A 16845-nucleotide genomic window follows, 5' to 3' on the forward strand; every position below is an offset into this window, starting at 1 on the left:
GTTACCTCATATGATGTGTTACTGCACAGGTTGAACATCAACCCTGAAATTGCGATACGAACAGTACTGCACCTCTTTATCCTGTAACTGGTAAACACCCTGGCGGGCATACGACGAATGATCTTTATACAGACTTATTTGCTGCCCCTGGCCAACCTTTATCGCTTTACCATCTGCCTGGCGGCTTTGAGTTAAACAAAGCAGATGTGCTAACTGCTTATAGTTGTCACGTTCAAACAACTCGCCAGAGGTCAGCATTGGCGCCTGCATATTATTTGGCGCAAACTTCCAGGCGGCAAACCGGGTGCGCATAACGCCGTCTTTTATCTCCAAAGCATCGCCGCGGGTCAGATAATGTGTGTTAACTTGTTTTATCACCGTTGCTTTGCCTTCGCCGGTATTTTGCAAGGCTTGAGTATCCACAATATAAACTCCTGCTGCTCCCAGTACTGCCATTTTTACTTGTGGCGTATTCTCGGTATTAGCAAAACCCACCAACAATGCGGTTGCTTCATCAATACCAAAACCAAAGCGGGTTTGGGTATCGTTCAGTAAACGAATTAAACGCCCCTGCCGGCCCCGTTCAGAAAGATGCGTATCCAGTACCCCCCATGAAAACAAACCAAGGCCGCCAGTTGAAGTAAAAGTAAGATGATTTTCTGCCAGGCCATTACTACAGCTTTGATCTTTGTCGCAGCCAGGCTGTGGTGCTGGCAAATCAAAGGCACCAAACTGCATAGCACTGTAACTGTCGCCGCTGGAGATCATCGGAATGCGTTTGCCCTGAAAGCTGCCTCCGGCCATCGCGGCGGCACCAGCACCGGTACCCGCAACAATTATCTGGCCTGCCGATAACATACGCTCAATTTGCTTCAATTCTTCAGATGCTGAGCCATCTTCCAGTCGAAACGCCTTTAATGTCAGGCTTTGATCATCACCATCAAAGAAAATAGCATCCGCTTTACGGATCTGCTCAACGGCGGCCGCAGTGCCGCTTTGACAAAAGCGCTGCAACTGCAGCATTAAATCCGGGTATACACGGCCGCGCTGATAAGTGCCATGTTCAGTAGCTAAATACTCAGTTAAAGCATCGCATGAAGGTTTATTACTGTCTTTAAGCTGCTGCGCACGTTGGTATGCGGCGTTAAGTGGTAGCCAGCTAACCTCCGCACCGGCCTTTGCAAGCAAGTTAGTATAAAAATCTACGTCAGCAAACGGATCCCGGGATGACGCAGTAACAACGAGAAGCCGTGGTTTACGCTGACTGCCTGCGACCTGTTGCGCCAACTCAACTATTTTGCGGTAAATTTCCGAGGTAAATTCATCTTTGGTTTTTGTCAGACTCGCGAATTCTTTCATCCGGGTGCTGCTGCGTCTGTTGTTTTTGTCCGGAGCGGTCAGTACCGTTGCTTGTAACTGATCAAACACAAAATTAAGCTCACGCTCGGTAAGTTCATTGTAGTTTACCCTGCCTGATACCCAAATGCCGTCCATCTCCGTTTCGGCAGAGCGCCATAAACGCGCCAGTTCCTGTGCAGATATAAGTTCGCTGTCAAGACGGCTGCGCACAAATTCAAGCAAGGCAAGTGTACGTTGTTGCTCAATAACCCGCTCGGCACCCCAAAATTCCGTATCGGCAATATTCGCTATATTTTCTGGCGACAGTGCAAATAAGTCAGCTGATTTCGCCGCGGCAGAAAATGTATCTGCGGCAGAACAATAGCGAGTATTCGTTGAGCGGCAAGCTTGTAACCCACCACCAACCAGCAGCATGGAATATTCCGGCAAGCTTGTTTCACGCCCCGTATTAGCTGCCGACACTGAGCAAGCCAGCAAAGTGGCTGATAGATAAAAACCAAGTGATTTCATTATTCTCTTTCTTATATTAAACGCAGAAGTTTTAAGCTGCCGGGGCAGTAACCAGAACTACGGTTTAGTAATCATAAATTTGGCTTAACATAGATTATCCTTTATTGACTTCTTTGCCAATTAGCAGTAATTGCATTGGCTGTTTTTATTCACAGCTATATGCATTTTTTATCACATAAAAAAGTAAGTTAAAGCCGCATAAATATGGTGTATTTACAGGTAAATTTTGCCCGCTAAAAATAGCTAATACAGCAGCATCCCCTACCCGCAGTAAATATAATTGGCAAAAATATCGCCAATTCATGTAATTAATTTTCAGTTTTAGAAAGCCACTTTCTGCGCTGTTCTGCCAGTAACACACTACAAAGTTAACTTGCAATTTGCCATATTTCACGGTATACCTGTAACCGCTTTACACGTTTAGATGGCTAAACGCTTTTAGCGCAAATACACTACAACGCATTGACCTCTGAAAGAGTAACCGTTATTTTCTTTCAGCAGCAGCAAAAACCAAAAATTAGAATAATAATTCATAAATAGTAAATATTTATTTAAATATCAGGACAAGTGTGGAGGTTAGTCATGGCGTTGTACCAGCACAGTCAGGCAAGAGAAAACTGTGGCTTCGGTCTGATCGCGCATCTGGAAGGCGCTGCCAGCCACCGGATCGTCAGAACCGCAATAAACGGCCTTGACCGTATGCAGCACCGCGGCGGTATTTCTGCCGACGGTAAAACCGGTGATGGTTGTGGTTTATTAATGCAAAAGCCGGACAGCTTCTTCCGCGCTATTGCGCAAGAGAATGGCTGGAATCTGGCAAAGAAATACGGCGTCGGCATGATTTTCTTCAGCCAGGACCCGGTAAAAGCCGCTTTAGCGAAAAAAATTATTGAGCAGGAAATTGCCCGTGAAACCCTAACCTTAGTCGCCTGGCGTGCCGTGCCGATAGACAGCAGTGTGCTGGGCCCGTTAGCGCTTAGTTCTATGCCGGGCATAGAACAGGTTATTGTTAATGCGCCGCACGGCTGGGGCGATCATGACCTTGAGCGCCGGCTGTATATGCTGCGCCGCCGCATTGAAAAACAACTGAGCGACGATGCTGATTTTTATATCCCCAGCTTCTCGTCGTTAGTTACCGTATTTAAAGGCCTGATGATGCCGGCCGACTTGCCGCGCTATTATCTCGACTTAGCCGATATCCGCATGGAAACCGCCATTTGCGTGTTCCACCAGCGCTTTTCCACCAATACCATGCCGCGCTGGCAACTGGCGCAGCCGTTTCGCTTTTTAGCCCATAACGGTGAAATTAATACCATTACCGGCAACCGCCAATGGGCCCGCGCACGGCAGTATAAATTCTCCTCGCCGCTGTTAAGTGATTTACAAGATGCAGCGCCCTTTGTCAGCCAAAGCGGCTCAGACTCCAGCTCGCTGGACAATATGCTCGAGCTGCTGTTAGCCGGTGGCATGGACTTGTTCCGTGCTATGCGTTTGTTAGTGCCGCCAGCCTGGCAGGGCAACCGCGTAATGGATGACAACTTAAAGGCGTTTTACGAGTTTAACTCCATGCATATGGAGCCGTGGGATGGCCCTGCCGGCATCGTCATGACCAACGGCCAGCATGTGGCCTGTAACCTTGACCGTAACGGCCTGCGCCCTGCCCGCTTTGTTATTACCCGCGATAAACTGATCACTTTGGCGTCAGAAGTCGGCATTTGGGATTACACCCCGGATGAAGTGGTGGAAAAAGGCCGCGTGGGCCCGGGTGAAATGCTGGCGGTAGACACTACTACCGGCAAAATCTGGCGCTCCAACGAAATAGACAGCGATTTAATGGCGCGTCATACCTACCGTGACTGGCTAAACGCCAACGTGCAACGGCTGGTACCGTACGAGAAATACGAGACCGATTTAATCGGCAAACGCGTCTTCTCCGATGATGACATGCTGGTATTCCATAAGCTGTTTAACTACAGCTATGAAGAAATTGATCAGGTAATGACAGTACTGGCCAAAGATGGCCAGGAAGCAGTTGGCTCTATGGGTGATGATACGCCGATGGCGGTATTATCGCGCAAGCCACGCACCTTATTTGATTACTTCCGTCAGCAGTTTGCTCAGGTAACGAATCCGCCGATAGATCCGCTGCGCGAATCCCACGTTATGTCGCTGGCTACCAGCATCGGCCGCGAACACAACGTATTTAAAGAAACCGCCGGTTACGCCCGTCGCATTCAGTTTGAATCGCCGGTGATGATGTACTCCGACTTAAAGCAGTTAAAACAAGCCGATGAGAAGTACTACAAGCATCAGATTTTCTCGCTGAACTTCGACCCGGCACAGCAGAATCTGCAACAAGCGGTAGAGCAACTGTGCGCCAACGTTATTACTGCCGTGCGCGATAACAATGTCGTGCTGGTAATGTTAACCGACCGGCGTATCGAGCAAGGTAAGTTACCGATCCCTGCTGCAATGGCGGTAGGCGCTGTGCAACATGCGCTGGTTAATGCTCAGCTGCGCTGCGATTCTAATATTATTGTTGAAACCGCCACAGCGCGCGACTCGCACCATTTCGCGGTATTAATTGGTTTAGGTGCCACCGGCATTTACCCGTTTTTGGCGTATGAAACAGTCGAGCAGCTGGTAGAAAAAGGCGCTATTAATTTAACTGCGCGCCAGGCAGTGCTGAATTACCGTAAAGGCATTAATAAAGGCCTGTACAAAATCATGTCGAAGATGGGTATTTCAACGGTAGCCAGCTATCGCTGTTCTAACCTGTTTGAAGCCGTCGGCATTGATAAAGCCGTGATGCAGCTTTGTTTTGCCGATATTCCGTCGCGTATCGGCGGTGCCGGCTTTAGCGACTTTGAGCAAGATGTACAGCAACTGGCCAAAATAGCCTGGTTAAAACGTAAACCGCTAAACCACGGTGGTTTATTAAAATATGTGCATGACGGCGAATACCACGCCTATAACCCGGATGTGGTGCAAACGCTGCAAAAAGCCGTACGCTCAGGCAAGTATGAAGATTACCGCCAGTACAGCAGCATAGTGAACCAGCGGCCGGTGGCGCATTTGCGCGATCTGTTTAAACTGGCCGGCAGCACACCGGTGGCGCTGGAGCAGGTAGAAAGCGAGCAAAACCTCTATCCGCGCTTTGACAGTGCCGCTATGTCTATCGGTGCTCTAAGCCCGGAAGCACATGAAGCGTTGGCGATTGCGATGAACCGCCTTGGCGGGCGCTCTAACTCGGGTGAAGGCGGTGAAGATCCACGCCGTTTTGGCACCGAGAAAAACTCCAAGATTAAACAGGTTGCCTCCGGTCGCTTTGGCGTAACGCCGCATTACCTGGTTAATGCCGAAGTTATTCAGATCAAAGTAGCCCAGGGCGCTAAGCCCGGCGAAGGCGGCCAGTTACCCGGTGAAAAAGTGACTGCCGAAATTGCTCGGCTGCGCTACTCGGTGCCTGGCGTAACGTTAATTTCGCCGCCACCGCACCATGATATTTATTCGATTGAAGATTTAGCCCAGCTGATTTTTGATTTAAAGCAGGTGAATCCGCAGGCGCTGATCTCGGTAAAACTGGTATCGGAGCCCGGCATCGGTACTATCGCCGCCGGCGTGGCCAAAGCCTATGCCGATCTTATCACCGTATCCGGTTATGACGGCGGCACAGGTGCCAGCCCGCTTACCTCGGTTAAATACGCCGGCAGCCCGTGGGAGCTTGGCTTAGCCGAAGTACACCAGGCTTTAGTCGAAAACGGCCTGCGTGATCGCGTGCGGCTGCAGGTAGACGGCGGCTTAAAAACCGGCCTTGACGTAATTAAAGCGGCTATTTTAGGCGCCGAAAGCTTTGGCTTTGGTACCGGGCCTATGGTGGCGTTGGGTTGTAAGTTTTTACGTATTTGCCATTTAAATAACTGTGCCACAGGGGTGGCAACGCAAGATGCCACATTGCGGCGCGATCACTTTACCGGCTTGCCGGAAATGGTAATGAATTACTTTAAATTCCTTGCCTTTGAAGTGCGCGAGCTGATGGCGCAACTGGGTGTAACCGAGCTGACCCAACTGATTGGCCGCACCGATTTACTGGCAATAAAAGACAGCGAAACGCAAAAACAAGCCAAGCTGGATTTAACGCCAATATTGCAAGCCAGCGGCGTGAAATCTGACAAGGCGCTGTTTTGTGTAAAAAACAATACACCGTTTGATGAAGGCGCACTAAACCAGCAACTGCTGAAAAGCTGCGAGCAAATGGTACTGAACAAAAGCGGTGGCCGCTTAAACCTGAATATCCGCAATACCGACCGCTCGGTTGGTGCAGCGTTGTCGGGCTTTATCGCCCGCCAGCATGGTAATCAGGGTATGGCAACCGATCCTATCCGCATCCGCTTTAACGGCACCGCCGGCCAAAGCTTTGGCGTGTGGAATGCCGGTGGCCTGCATATGTCACTGCAGGGCGACGCTAACGACTACGTTGGTAAAGGCATGACCGGCGGCCAGTTGGCTATTTTCCCTGCCAAAGGCGCCAGCTTTGCCAAAAATGGCTTTACCATTGCCGGTAATACTTGTTTATACGGCGCCACCGGCGGCCGGCTGTATGCGGCAGGCCAGGTAGGCGAGCGTTTTGCAGTGCGAAATTCGGGCGCCTTAGCCGTAGTAGAAGGCACCGGCGATAACTGCTGCGAATATATGACCGGCGGTGTGGTAGTGGTATTGGGCTGCACCGGGGTGAACTTTGGTGCCGGTATGACAGGCGGCTTTGCTTATTTACTCGATGAGCAAAACGATTTGGAGCTTAGGTTAAACCCCGAGCTGGTAGAGGCGCTGGAAGTTAGCACGCCAATACTGCAGGAACACCTGCGTAGCCTGTTGCACCAGCACGTAGAAGAAACCGGCAGCGACAAAGCACAGAAAATCTTAAACGACTTTAACCGTTATTTAAGTCAATTTAAGCTGGTTAAACCAAAAACCAGCGATGTAAACACCTTGCTGGGACACCGCGCACGCTCGTCAGCCGAGCTGCGGGTTCAGGCGATGTAGGGAGGCGTTATGGCACAGAATGTATACCAGTTTATTGACGTAAAACGGATTGATCCGCCAAAACGCTCACACAGCGAACGCACTATAGAGTTCGTTGAAATTTATCAGCCGATGACCAATACCCAGGTAGAAGGCCAGGCTGATCGCTGCCTCGATTGCGGCAACCCTTACTGCGAATGGAAGTGCCCGGTGCACAACTATATTCCGCAGTGGTTAAAGCTGGCCAACGAAGGCAAAATTATTGAAGCCGCCGAGCTGGCGCACAAAACCAACAGCCTGCCTGAAGTATGCGGCCGGGTGTGCCCGCAAGACCGCTTATGCGAAGGCGCCTGTACACTGGACGAAGGTTTTGGCGCCGTTACCATCGGCAGTATTGAAAAATACATTACCGACAAAGCCTTTGAAATGGGCTGGCGGCCGGACCTTTCCGCCGTGGTTAAAACCGAACGCCGCGTCGCGGTAATCGGTGCCGGCCCGGCCGGTTTAGCCTGTGCCGACGTACTGGTGCGCAACGGCGTAACGCCTGTAGTGTTTGACCGCTACCCGGAAATCGGCGGCCTGCTAACCTTTGGTATACCACCGTTTAAGTTGGAAAAAAGCGTGCTAAGCCTGCGCCGTGAAATTTTCACCGATATGGGCATCGAGTTTCGCTTAAACACCAATGTCGGCGTTGATGTCAGCTTTGACAGCCTGCTAAGCGAATACGATGCGGTGTTTTTAGCCCTGGGTACTTATACGCCAATGAAAGGCGGCTTAACCAATGAAGACGCGCCGGGCGTATATGAAGCCCTGCCGTTTTTAATTGGTAATATCAATAACCTGATGGGCTGGCAAACCGAACACCCGTATGTCAGCTTAAAAGACAAAACCGTAGTGGTATTAGGCGGTGGCGACACAGCAATGGACTGCGTACGCACCTCCATTCGCCAGGGCGCCACCAAGGTAAGCTGCGCCTACCGGCGCGACGAAGCCAATATGCCGGGCTCACGTAAAGAAGTACAAAACGCGCGTGAAGAAGGCGTGGAGTTTTTGTTTAACCTGCAACCGCTGGGTATCGAAGTAGACAGCAGCGGCAAGGTGTGCGGCGTTAAGGTAGTGACTACCGAGATGGGCGCACCTGATGCCAAAGGCCGCAGAAGCCCGCAGCCGGTACCAGGCTCCGAGCAGGTACTGGCTGCCGATGCCGTGGTTATTGCTTTTGGCTTCCAGCCCAGCCCGCCGCAATGGTTGGTGGATATGGGTGTAGAGCTGGACAATAAAGGCCGCGTTATCGCCAGTGAAAAGAGTACCTTTGCTATGCAAACCAACGAGCATAAAATCTTTGCCGGCGGCGATATGGTATTAGGCTCAGACTTGGTAGTAACCGCTATCGCCCAGGGCCGTAAAGCGGCCGAAGGCATACTGGACTATTTAGAAGTATAAGGTTGGAAGTATAAACAGCGGGATTAAACTGCCGGTTTAGGCGAAATGCCCGAACCGGCTGTTACCATCCGCAGCAGATAACTTTGTAAGCGAGATTAGGTTTGCCCTAAGCCAACCGTCTATGCCCCGGACGGGCATAGACGAGCCCCCAGGGATGGGTTCACGGCGTGTTGGCGTGGGCAAACCGGTTCGAGCCTAAAACCCAAACCATCCGCTCCACGAACAAAAAGGAGTCGAACAGTGCCCCCATTTACCCTACCCGATTTATGCGACGCCCATGCGGCTTATATCCGCGTAACTGAACCGATCTTTACCAACTACGGTGGCAAAGCCGCCTTTGGCGGGCAAATTGTTACGGTAAAATGCTTTGAAGATAACTCCAAAGTAAAACAGCTGGTAGCCACACCGGGCCAGGGTAAGGTGTTGGTGGTAGACGGCGGCGGCTCAAAACGCCATGCACTGCTGGGCGATATGCTGGCCGAACAAGCGGCAGCAAATGGCTGGGAAGGCATTATTATCAACGGCTGTATTCGTGATATAGACGAAATACGCCAAACCGCACTCGGCGTGCAGGCACTGGGTATACACCCGATGAAAACCGATAAACGGGATTTAGGCGATATCAACCTGACGGTGACCTTTGCCGGAGTAGATTTTATCCCCGGCCAGTTTGTGTATGCCGATAATAATGGCGTATTGGTAGCGACTAAGCAGTTGGTGTAACGTGATTACTTTAACGCGTTAATACGCGCCAACACCTGCGCCCTTGCATCGTTATTACTAACACCCGCGCCTGCCGCCAGCTGCGATTCGGCCATGCGTAACTCTTCCAGCAGTTCAATCTTTTCCTGCATGGCTTCATACTCGGCCACATCAAATGACTCGCAGGCGGTGCCTTGATGAAAAACCATCTGCCATTTCTCACCATCAAAGCGCCAGATAGAGCTTCGCACCGAATAACTTAGGCTATCGCTTTCTGCGCGCTGTATCGTTGCGCGGTAAGTCAGCTGTGCCAGGCCATCGGCTAACACACGGCAGTTAAAATCTTGCTGAGTAATCACTGGTGGCGTTTCAGTTGGCAGGCGCTCAAGCACATCGGCTTTACCAAAACAGCGGCCGGTAGCGGCAATCTCATAAAAATCATCGGCCAGATGGCGGTTTAGCATCTCAGCTGATAACCGGGTGGCGGGCTGTACCAGTAGTTGTTCAAGTTGAATTAATTGTTGTTTAACGGTATCGCTATGCACTTTTTAAAATCTCCGCTAAAGCCGGTCTAACACTCAATACTAGCCAGGGTGGAGTTACCCCAAAGCCAGGTTGCTTACGCTGCTAATAGTACCAAGACTTTGATATGAACGCCTACGCCTGCACAGCAAAGGTAAAAGGTAAAAGGTAAAAGGTAAGACCTGACACCGAGGCTTATCTGCAGTCACCGAAAAATATTTGATTAGCTAAACCTACCTTGAGTTGTCGAACCCCGTTTATTTTCCACGCCTTTTCAGTTACAGCCCAGCTCCCTTTTCCCTCTAAGCTTTTCAACTGCATTGTTAAGGTTTCCAGTAATATATTTATTATTGTTAAGTTTGATTTTCAACATTATTTCGTTTATCAACTCACACCTCTCATAATCCGACATATAATGAATCAACAACCCAACATTATCATCCACTGCCTTTGACATAATTACCCTACTATCAGTAGAATAGATATCTTCCCCAATAGAAACCAGCAGGCCATTTAATATCCTTTCAAATCCATTCGTGATCATTACAAAGCCATCTCTTATGGACTGATTAATTCCATCTGATTTTATAGACTGGATGTATTTGTTTGTATATTGGAAAATGTCAGCCGTAATTTTAGCCATATAAGACATTAAAATCGCAATTTCCGACTCATAATCAGCAACTTTACTAATGTGAGCACCATAATAAGCCTGAATAATATTATTAACTATCCTATTGACACCAGCAGCATACTGGGCCGCCTCTTTGTTGGTCATTTTACTATTTCTGTATAATATCAAATTACCTTCAGAAGTTAACGACTTGAAAACCATGCCAGAATCACTTGAATTTGCTACTGGCAACGGAAATTGTTTACTTTTAATTGCAACATCAAATAATTTGTAATCTTCAATACTCCAATCGCGTCCCGTTTGGTCAATCCCCAAATTAGTGTATGCCTCATTAACATCCGAACCGAAACAACTGAAAGAAAATATAAATAGGCAAAAAATAAAATTTTTCATAAATTTTTTCTCCTTGGGAAAAGAAAAATATAGCGGAGCTAACAATCACAATTGTTCACAAAAACCACTGAAAAATGGTAGATTAGCGAAAAAATACTTTTAATCATCTCCGCCCCTTTTTTTCGACGACTTATTCGAGGTTACTTTATTCTCCAGCCCATATGGAGGGGGTGGTAAATTGCATTATTGTGTTGACCTAAAGTTTGAACTAATTGCCGTTTAGAAATCCATTCTATATCGCCATTAGCTCTAAATACACTTGAGTAACCAATACACTTATAGCCATAAATACCGTACCCAAAATAGTTCACTATTCGTATTAAGTGAGTATCCAGAACTTCACACTTAGCATCAAAAGTATGGGATGGTATTGCAATATTCATAGCTCCGGCGTGTTTAACGCTGGGGAAAATCAAGCCGCCACCTGCTTTATGTAACTTCTCAGCATAAATTGCAGAAATTTTATATTCATAGTTATTTTCAACTTTCTTTCTAAAGGCGTCGGCAATAAAAGAATCTATAAATAACTTTTGTAACCATTCTGGAGAATTAGAAATGTCTTCAATCTGCTTTACCGCTGGACCTGTGCGTAAAAGCGTTCGACCCGTAGTATAATAGTACTGCAGTTGACCTACAAGACCGCATATAATCTTTGAATAACTTCTGGCACGAAGAGTAATTAGCTGAACTAGGTCACCTCTCTTTGCGTTTATTTCTTCTAGGGCAGTAGGCAAATTCCAGCTTGCATATAGAACTTCAGATTGAGGAAGTTGAGCTCTACCAAATTTATCACTGCCACCTTTAGGATAAATTATTTCGTGTAAATTATTAAATTTCTTTTCATTTTCACATGGCCTAGCGCGATACCAAGTTTGTTCCCACGTTCTAGGTATTGCGGCTTCTGTGTGATTATATGTAAAATCAGTTAATTGCTTTTCAAGAGAAATCACATCAGCAGTTTCTAAGTCAATGCTTCGTAATAATTCAGCTTTTTTGTAAAGTTCTTGAATAGAATGCATATTTATAAGCCTAAGTTTAAGATTTCAGGAGCAGTTCTTGCTTTTGCCCCCGCAAGCCATTGAGGTCACCTATTAACCTTTCGGAATCAATAGAGTAACCAAACCCACGCGTACGGTTAAGTGCGCATTCTGATTTATGTGGACACTGATTCTGGGGAATTTGAACCCTGGACTTCCCGCGTTGCAACTTCAAAAACTTCGGGGGTCAAGTCTTGTTTTTGCCACCCAAAACTTTGTATTGTCAGACTAGCCCTAAAACAGCTGCCACTTTTACCTGTAACTCATACACCGTCAAGTATTTAAATCAGCCAAGTTCTTGAATCGCTTCGATGTGCTTGACAGCAACCAGCGATAAACGCTGAAGCCATACTGCCATTTTAGCTTTGGATAAAATCAACGAACTGATGATTTAATGCTGATATTGCCGTATTTTGGTTATTTTTTGCGCTAAACGTTTCTTCTGACGTTGATTAAAACCTGCTTCAATAAGAAAAGAATTTTCTACTCCGTGTAATCCCAGTTTATTAAGTAACCACAACTCGGTTATAAAGCTATTTTTCTGCTTGCTCACCACAGTCAAAATAGTTACTATTTTTTAACTTTTATTTACAAGGATGAAAAATGAAACAACCAAGCCACCAACGTGCTGATCGCACTTACGCTCAGTTAAGAGAGCAAAGCCGGATATTGATCACTGAGGAATTACCGGTACGGTATCGCGACTCGGTTACTTTTGATGATATTAACGGCCGCGCTATGGCGCAGTTATCCCGCTGGGAAGCGCATCCTGATCGCCGGGTAATGTGGTCGTGGCCGGCATGGGCAAGCCGTTACGCCTCGATTTACCCCAAGCGGTTTGAACTGACAATCTGGTTTCATAGCATGCTGTGCAGTGTATCTTTGGGCCGACCAACCTGGGGTGCAGGTAAATTGCGACTAGATATGATTGAATCTTCGCCGGAAAGAACCCCTCTAAGCGGAAATACCGTAAACTTAACGGTCACAGCGGCCCGAGCCTATGCTCGTATGATTGGTGCAAGCCAAATCAGAATTATGAACCCGATTAACAGTAAAGTGCGTTCACATTATGAGTCACTGGGATTTACTTATGTTGGTGGCAAAAGTGATTATTGCACTATGGATTTAGCATGAAAAAACATACCGACAGACCAAAGCCGGGCACGCCAGAATTTGATCTATGGCTGCGTGAAAAAATTCGCGAAGACTTCAAAAAAATGGAGAATGCGCCTGAACTGGATCAGTTAGGTATATCGTCTGGCAGACCGGAAAATCTAACCCAAACCGATGCTGAAGCTTTTCCTGACGAACCGGAAGAATATATGCAGCATGAACGGGTAAAAATTGTGGTCGACAACACCGGCAAAAAGAAGTCTTAACAGCCATTGTTAAAAAAACTATAACTTTCAAAACTTTAAAAGTTAGTCTTACGCTCACAGCAAAGATGAGAAAAAGGGGCTTACCGCCCCTTTCGAGTACCTAATAGCCGTAATTTAAGCCACTGATTTGGCAATATTCTGCGCAACAACATAGGCTTTGTACTGGGCGTCAATTTTAAAAAACACCTCTACCGGCGCGTTATAAACCCGCTTTATCTTGGTTGCCAGGTCAATGCTTAACTCACTTTCGCCGTTGATAAAACGGGTAATGGTGGATTTGGCTACATTAAGATCACGGGCTGCGTCGGCTGCAGTCAGGTTTTTACGCTGCACTAGGGGCTTGGGGTCAGGTCTTGCCTTTTGCCTCATAACACCCTGCTTTGTATATCCCCCCAAAACAGCTTCGACCTTTGTCTAATTTGCCTTTATAGACGATCGGTCTATTATTTTTGCATGACTAAATTTATTACCACACCACGCAGAGGCCGGCCGCCAAAATCAGTGGCACAACAGCGGGATATCCGCGCCGAGCTGATTAGAAGCGGGCTTGAGCATTTAACCGAAATCGGTTTTACCGCCTCGGGCTTAGACAAGATACTGAAAAACGTCGGGGTGCCTAAAGGCTCGTTTTATTTTTACTTTAACAGTAAAGAAGCCTTTGGCCATGCCGTGCTTGATAGCTACGCCAACTACTTTGCCAGCAAGCTGGATAGCTGTTTGCTGGATAACAGCTTTTCGCCGCTGCAGCGGATACGTAATTTTGTCGATGATGCCAGGCATGGCATTGCCCGGCATCAGTTTAAGCGCGGCTGTCTGGTGGGCAATTTAGGCCAGGAAGTAGATGTATTACCCGAAAGCTTTCGCCCGGTGCTGATAGCCATCTTTAAAAGCTGGCAGCAGCGCATTGCTGCTTGCCTGCGCGAAGCACAGCTGGCCGGTGAGTTAGCGCCAGCGGCTGATTGCGATGCGTTAGCGGAGTTTTTCTGGATTGGCTGGGAGGGCGCGGTAAGCCGGTCGCGACTGGAGCAAAGTACAAAACCGTTAGATCGCTATCTGGCGCTGTTTATTCAGGGTTTTGGCAAGTAAATTTTTCTTAATAAATAGGCGTCAGGTCTATTGGGGAGGCGATATGTTTAAAGGCGTATTAATTGAAAAAGACGAGAACGGTTATCGTGCCGCGCTTAAAGATTTAGACGATACCGTACTGATGGACGGCGATACGCTGATTAACGTGGCTTACAGCACTCTGAATTATAAAGATGCGCTGGCTATTAGCGGTAAATCACCGGTGGTGCGTAAATTCCCGCTGATCCCCGGCATTGATTTAGCCGGCACAGTAATAAGCTGCGTCTCTGGCAAGTTTAAGCCCGGTGACGAAGTACTGCTAAACGGCTTTGGTGTTGGCGAAGCGCATTGCGGCGGTCTGGCGCAAAAGGCACAGCTAAAAAGTGACTGGTTAATTGCACTGCCCAAGGCACTATCAGCCAAACAAGCGATGGCAATTGGCACCGCAGGCTACACCGCTATGCTGTGTGTGATGGCGCTGCAAAAGCATGGAGTTGTGCCGGACTCGGGCGAGATCCTGGTTACCGGTGCCAATGGAGGGGTTGGCAGCTACGCTATCGCTATACTGGCCAAGCTGGGCTACAACGTTGTCGCCGCCACCGGTCGGGTGGCAGAAGCTGACTATTTAACAGCGCTTGGCGCCAGCGAGATTATTGACCGGCATACACTTTCTGACCCCGGCCGCCCGCTGGCCAAAGAGCGCTGGGCCGGTGTAGTAGATTCTGTCGGCAGCCATACTTTGGTTAATGCCTGTGCCAGTACTAAGTACGGCGGCATAGTGGCGGCCTGTGGCCTGGCTCAGGGTATGGATTTACCGGGCACGGTAGCACCGTTTATCTTGCGCGGTATCACTTTAGCCGGTATCGACAGTGTGATGCGCCCGCTTAAAGACCGTATCGAAGCCTGGGATAGATTGGCCAAAGTGCTGGACGCCAACACGCTGGAAAACGTGGCCACCGAAATAGGCTTAGCGCAGGTATGTGATACCGCACAGCGTTTACTCGACGGCCAGGTGCGCGGGCGTATAGTGGTTAATGTTAATCAGCTTTGAGATGAGTAGTTAAATAATAATTAGGGTCAGGTCAAAATTAAACAACTGAAAGTTTTAAGGTTTAATTTCTATCTGCCCCTGTTTATTCTGCAGTGAAACCCGGTAAACGCTCATTGTGCCTGCCCTTTAACGTTTGCGCCTTTTACTATCATCCACAAGCTAAGCGATAACTCCCCAACCAACACCGGCAGCATGATCCACGGGAACAACGTATTGGCTACAACGGGCGCCAATAGCAACGCCAGGGTATTGATCAGATAACAGACACCGGCCAGGCCCAACATCAGGCCGAGTATTTTAGGGAACAGCTGCGATTTAATAATCAGATAGCCGCGGATAATACAGGCCAGCGCAAAAAACAGTAAGCCAATGGCGAAACCGTAGCCGTGCAGCTGTATCGCCACATAAGCTAAGGCGTCGCGTTGCTCTGCAGAAAACACGGTTAAATACACGCCACTGCCAGCCAGCAGCAGTGGCAGCATTAGGGTTAATTTATTGGCGACCAGCATGGCGGTTTGAATAAGGTTAAAACCGGTGGCGGTGAGGTTAAGCGCGGCATTTACCCGCTTAAATAACAGATAAAACAGTACGATGATCGGAATGTCTAACAGCTGCATACATAAGTCGGCGACGATGCCGCTGCGCCAGAATGTCTGGGCCGCACCAATTTGCACGGCGGTAGTGGCGGCATCGCCCGCAGCTACCAGGCTGCCACGCACCAGGGTTTCTGCATACAAGCCTAAACCGATTATCAATAAATAACAGCAGCCGGCAAAACGCACATAGCCCTGCGACACCGCGGCACTGACTGACACCATGATTCACCTGTCCTTGTTTATAACCTGGTTTAACGCTGCCACAGCAGCTTCTGCCGCTAAGATGCTGCTCCGAAAAATGGCTTTTGCCTACAAGGTTATTGTTACAACTGATGTCTGTAGAAATATCATGCGGCATACCCGGCCTGTTGCCGCCAGCCAGGCGGAGAATAAAAAAGGGCGTAACGGCTCACAGGCCATCTTGCATCATCTGCTTTATTTTCTGCGCTTTTTCGAAATGATCTAAGCGGTGGGTTTGGATCCACCAGGTTGCAGCTTCCATCAGCAGCGCGGGGTCGTCATTTTTATTGGCAAAAAAGGCGTAAAACGACAGCCCTACCGTTTCGCCTTTGGCGTGTATTTTGGTGTCACACACGCTAATGATTTTTTGTCTTAATGCTTCGCGCATCGGCTGGTAATTCCTGAGGTTATTTTTGAATACAAGCTGCGCCTGGCAACAACGGCACAGGTTAAAGGATTGCTGAAACAAACAATAGCGGCTATTTTGGCTACAGAGCAGTATTTAGCGTTTAACCTGGCGGCAAGCTTAGCCTTTTACGTTTAACCGGAGAACTTATGGCAATACAATTTATTCCACTTATCAAAGCGCTTGCTCCCTATCTGACAACAATAGCCACTAGTGCTATCCCGGCTTTTACCTCTAAATCTGAAGTGGCCAAATCAGACCTGGTGGTGGCGCAGCAAATTACAGAGTTACAGGATGCGGTAACCAAAAATGCGCAGTCACTGCATATTATTGCCGAGCAATTGCAAAAGGTTATCAGCTCTGCCGAAGAAGCATCAGTAGAAGCACAGCGTCAGGTTGCCACATACAAAACAATGGTGCTGGGCAGCAGTATTGTCTCGGTTATTGCCATAGCTGTAGCGATTTATAGCCTTATCGCTTAAGCCT

Annotated in this window: 15 protein-coding genes; 8 read left to right on the plus strand and 7 right to left on the minus strand. The window is 48.2% G+C overall.

The window, feature by feature from the left end; genetic code table 11:
* Positions 1-18 precede the first annotated feature (18 nt).
* Positions 19-1869: a cyanophycinase gene (locus tag MJX74_RS11305; RefSeq protein ID WP_240222959.1), complete on the minus strand. Its 1851-nt coding sequence runs from the start codon at positions 1867-1869 to the stop codon at positions 19-21.
* Positions 1870-2451: 582 nt separating this feature from the next.
* Between MJX74_RS11305 and gltB the strand changes: the two genes are divergently transcribed.
* The 3 genes from gltB (at position 2452) to rraA (ending at position 9057) form a co-directional block, all read left to right on the plus strand.
* Positions 2452-6912: a glutamate synthase large subunit gene (gltB, locus tag MJX74_RS11310; RefSeq protein ID WP_240222960.1), complete on the plus strand. Its 4461-nt coding sequence runs from the start codon at positions 2452-2454 to the stop codon at positions 6910-6912.
* Between the two features lie 9 nt (positions 6913-6921).
* Positions 6922-8334 (plus strand): FAD-dependent oxidoreductase, encoded by a 1413-nt coding sequence (locus tag MJX74_RS11315; protein ID WP_240222961.1) that lies wholly within the window; start codon positions 6922-6924, stop codon positions 8332-8334.
* A 240-nt stretch (positions 8335-8574) separates the two neighbouring features.
* The gene (rraA, locus tag MJX74_RS11320) at positions 8575-9057 is read left to right on the plus strand and encodes a ribonuclease E activity regulator RraA (RefSeq protein WP_240222962.1); all 483 of its coding nucleotides are present in this window, start codon (positions 8575-8577) and stop codon (positions 9055-9057) included.
* Between the two features lie 5 nt (positions 9058-9062).
* On the opposite strand, the gene MJX74_RS22010 is transcribed toward rraA, so the two are convergent.
* The 3 genes from MJX74_RS22010 to MJX74_RS11340 all read right to left on the minus strand — a co-directional run bounded on the left by MJX74_RS22010 (position 9063) and on the right by MJX74_RS11340 (position 11604).
* On the minus strand, positions 9063-9581 hold the full coding sequence (locus MJX74_RS22010; RefSeq protein WP_476748535.1) for a nuclear transport factor 2 family protein: 519 nt from the start codon (positions 9579-9581) through the stop codon (positions 9063-9065).
* Between the two features lie 251 nt (positions 9582-9832).
* Positions 9833-10585: a hypothetical protein gene (locus MJX74_RS11335; protein WP_240222963.1), complete on the minus strand. Its 753-nt coding sequence runs from the start codon at positions 10583-10585 to the stop codon at positions 9833-9835.
* Between the two features lie 140 nt (positions 10586-10725).
* Positions 10726-11604 (minus strand): RES domain-containing protein, encoded by an 879-nt coding sequence (locus MJX74_RS11340; protein WP_240222964.1) that lies wholly within the window; start codon positions 11602-11604, stop codon positions 10726-10728.
* A gap of 621 nt (positions 11605-12225) precedes the next feature.
* Here MJX74_RS11340 and MJX74_RS11345 point away from each other — a divergent pair.
* Together MJX74_RS11345 and MJX74_RS11350 are read left to right on the plus strand one after the other, a co-directional pair.
* Entirely contained in the window at positions 12226-12756 is a 531-nt protein-coding gene (locus MJX74_RS11345) for a hypothetical protein (protein ID WP_240222965.1), read from the plus strand.
* The gene (locus MJX74_RS11350; protein WP_240222966.1) at positions 12753-13001 is read left to right on the plus strand and encodes a hypothetical protein; all 249 of its coding nucleotides are present in this window, start codon (positions 12753-12755) and stop codon (positions 12999-13001) included. The genes MJX74_RS11345 and MJX74_RS11350 overlap by 4 nt, the downstream gene beginning before the upstream one ends.
* Before the next feature lie 114 nt (positions 13002-13115).
* Here MJX74_RS11350 and MJX74_RS11355 read toward each other — a convergent pair whose 3' ends face one another.
* Positions 13116-13370: a helix-turn-helix transcriptional regulator gene (locus tag MJX74_RS11355; RefSeq protein WP_240222967.1), complete on the minus strand. Its 255-nt coding sequence runs from the start codon at positions 13368-13370 to the stop codon at positions 13116-13118.
* An 84-nt stretch (positions 13371-13454) separates the two neighbouring features.
* Here MJX74_RS11355 and acuR point away from each other — a divergent pair, with 84 nt between their 5' ends.
* Both acuR and acuI read left to right on the plus strand, forming a co-directional pair.
* The gene (gene acuR / locus MJX74_RS11360) at positions 13455-14087 is read left to right on the plus strand and encodes an acrylate utilization transcriptional regulator AcuR (protein ID WP_240222968.1); all 633 of its coding nucleotides are present in this window, start codon (positions 13455-13457) and stop codon (positions 14085-14087) included.
* A 43-nt stretch (positions 14088-14130) separates the two neighbouring features.
* Entirely contained in the window at positions 14131-15117 is a 987-nt protein-coding gene (acuI, locus tag MJX74_RS11365) for an acrylyl-CoA reductase (NADPH) (RefSeq protein ID WP_240222969.1), read from the plus strand.
* A 110-nt stretch (positions 15118-15227) separates the two neighbouring features.
* On the opposite strand, the gene MJX74_RS11370 is transcribed toward acuI, so the two are convergent.
* Both MJX74_RS11370 and MJX74_RS11375 read right to left on the minus strand, forming a co-directional pair.
* The gene (locus MJX74_RS11370) at positions 15228-15935 is read right to left on the minus strand and encodes a DUF4386 domain-containing protein (RefSeq protein ID WP_240222970.1); all 708 of its coding nucleotides are present in this window, start codon (positions 15933-15935) and stop codon (positions 15228-15230) included.
* A gap of 187 nt (positions 15936-16122) precedes the next feature.
* Positions 16123-16341 (minus strand): DUF6500 family protein, encoded by a 219-nt coding sequence (locus MJX74_RS11375; RefSeq protein ID WP_240222971.1) that lies wholly within the window; start codon positions 16339-16341, stop codon positions 16123-16125.
* A 167-nt stretch (positions 16342-16508) separates the two neighbouring features.
* Here MJX74_RS11375 and MJX74_RS11380 point away from each other — a divergent pair, with 167 nt between their 5' ends.
* Positions 16509-16841, plus strand: coding sequence for a hypothetical protein (locus tag MJX74_RS11380; protein WP_240222972.1), 333 nt, complete (start codon positions 16509-16511; stop codon positions 16839-16841).
* Positions 16842-16845: the final 4 nt, after the last annotated feature.

This window comes from Rheinheimera hassiensis, assembly GCF_022436675.1.
In the GTDB taxonomy this organism is placed as follows: domain Bacteria; phylum Pseudomonadota; class Gammaproteobacteria; order Enterobacterales; family Alteromonadaceae; genus Alishewanella; species Alishewanella hassiensis.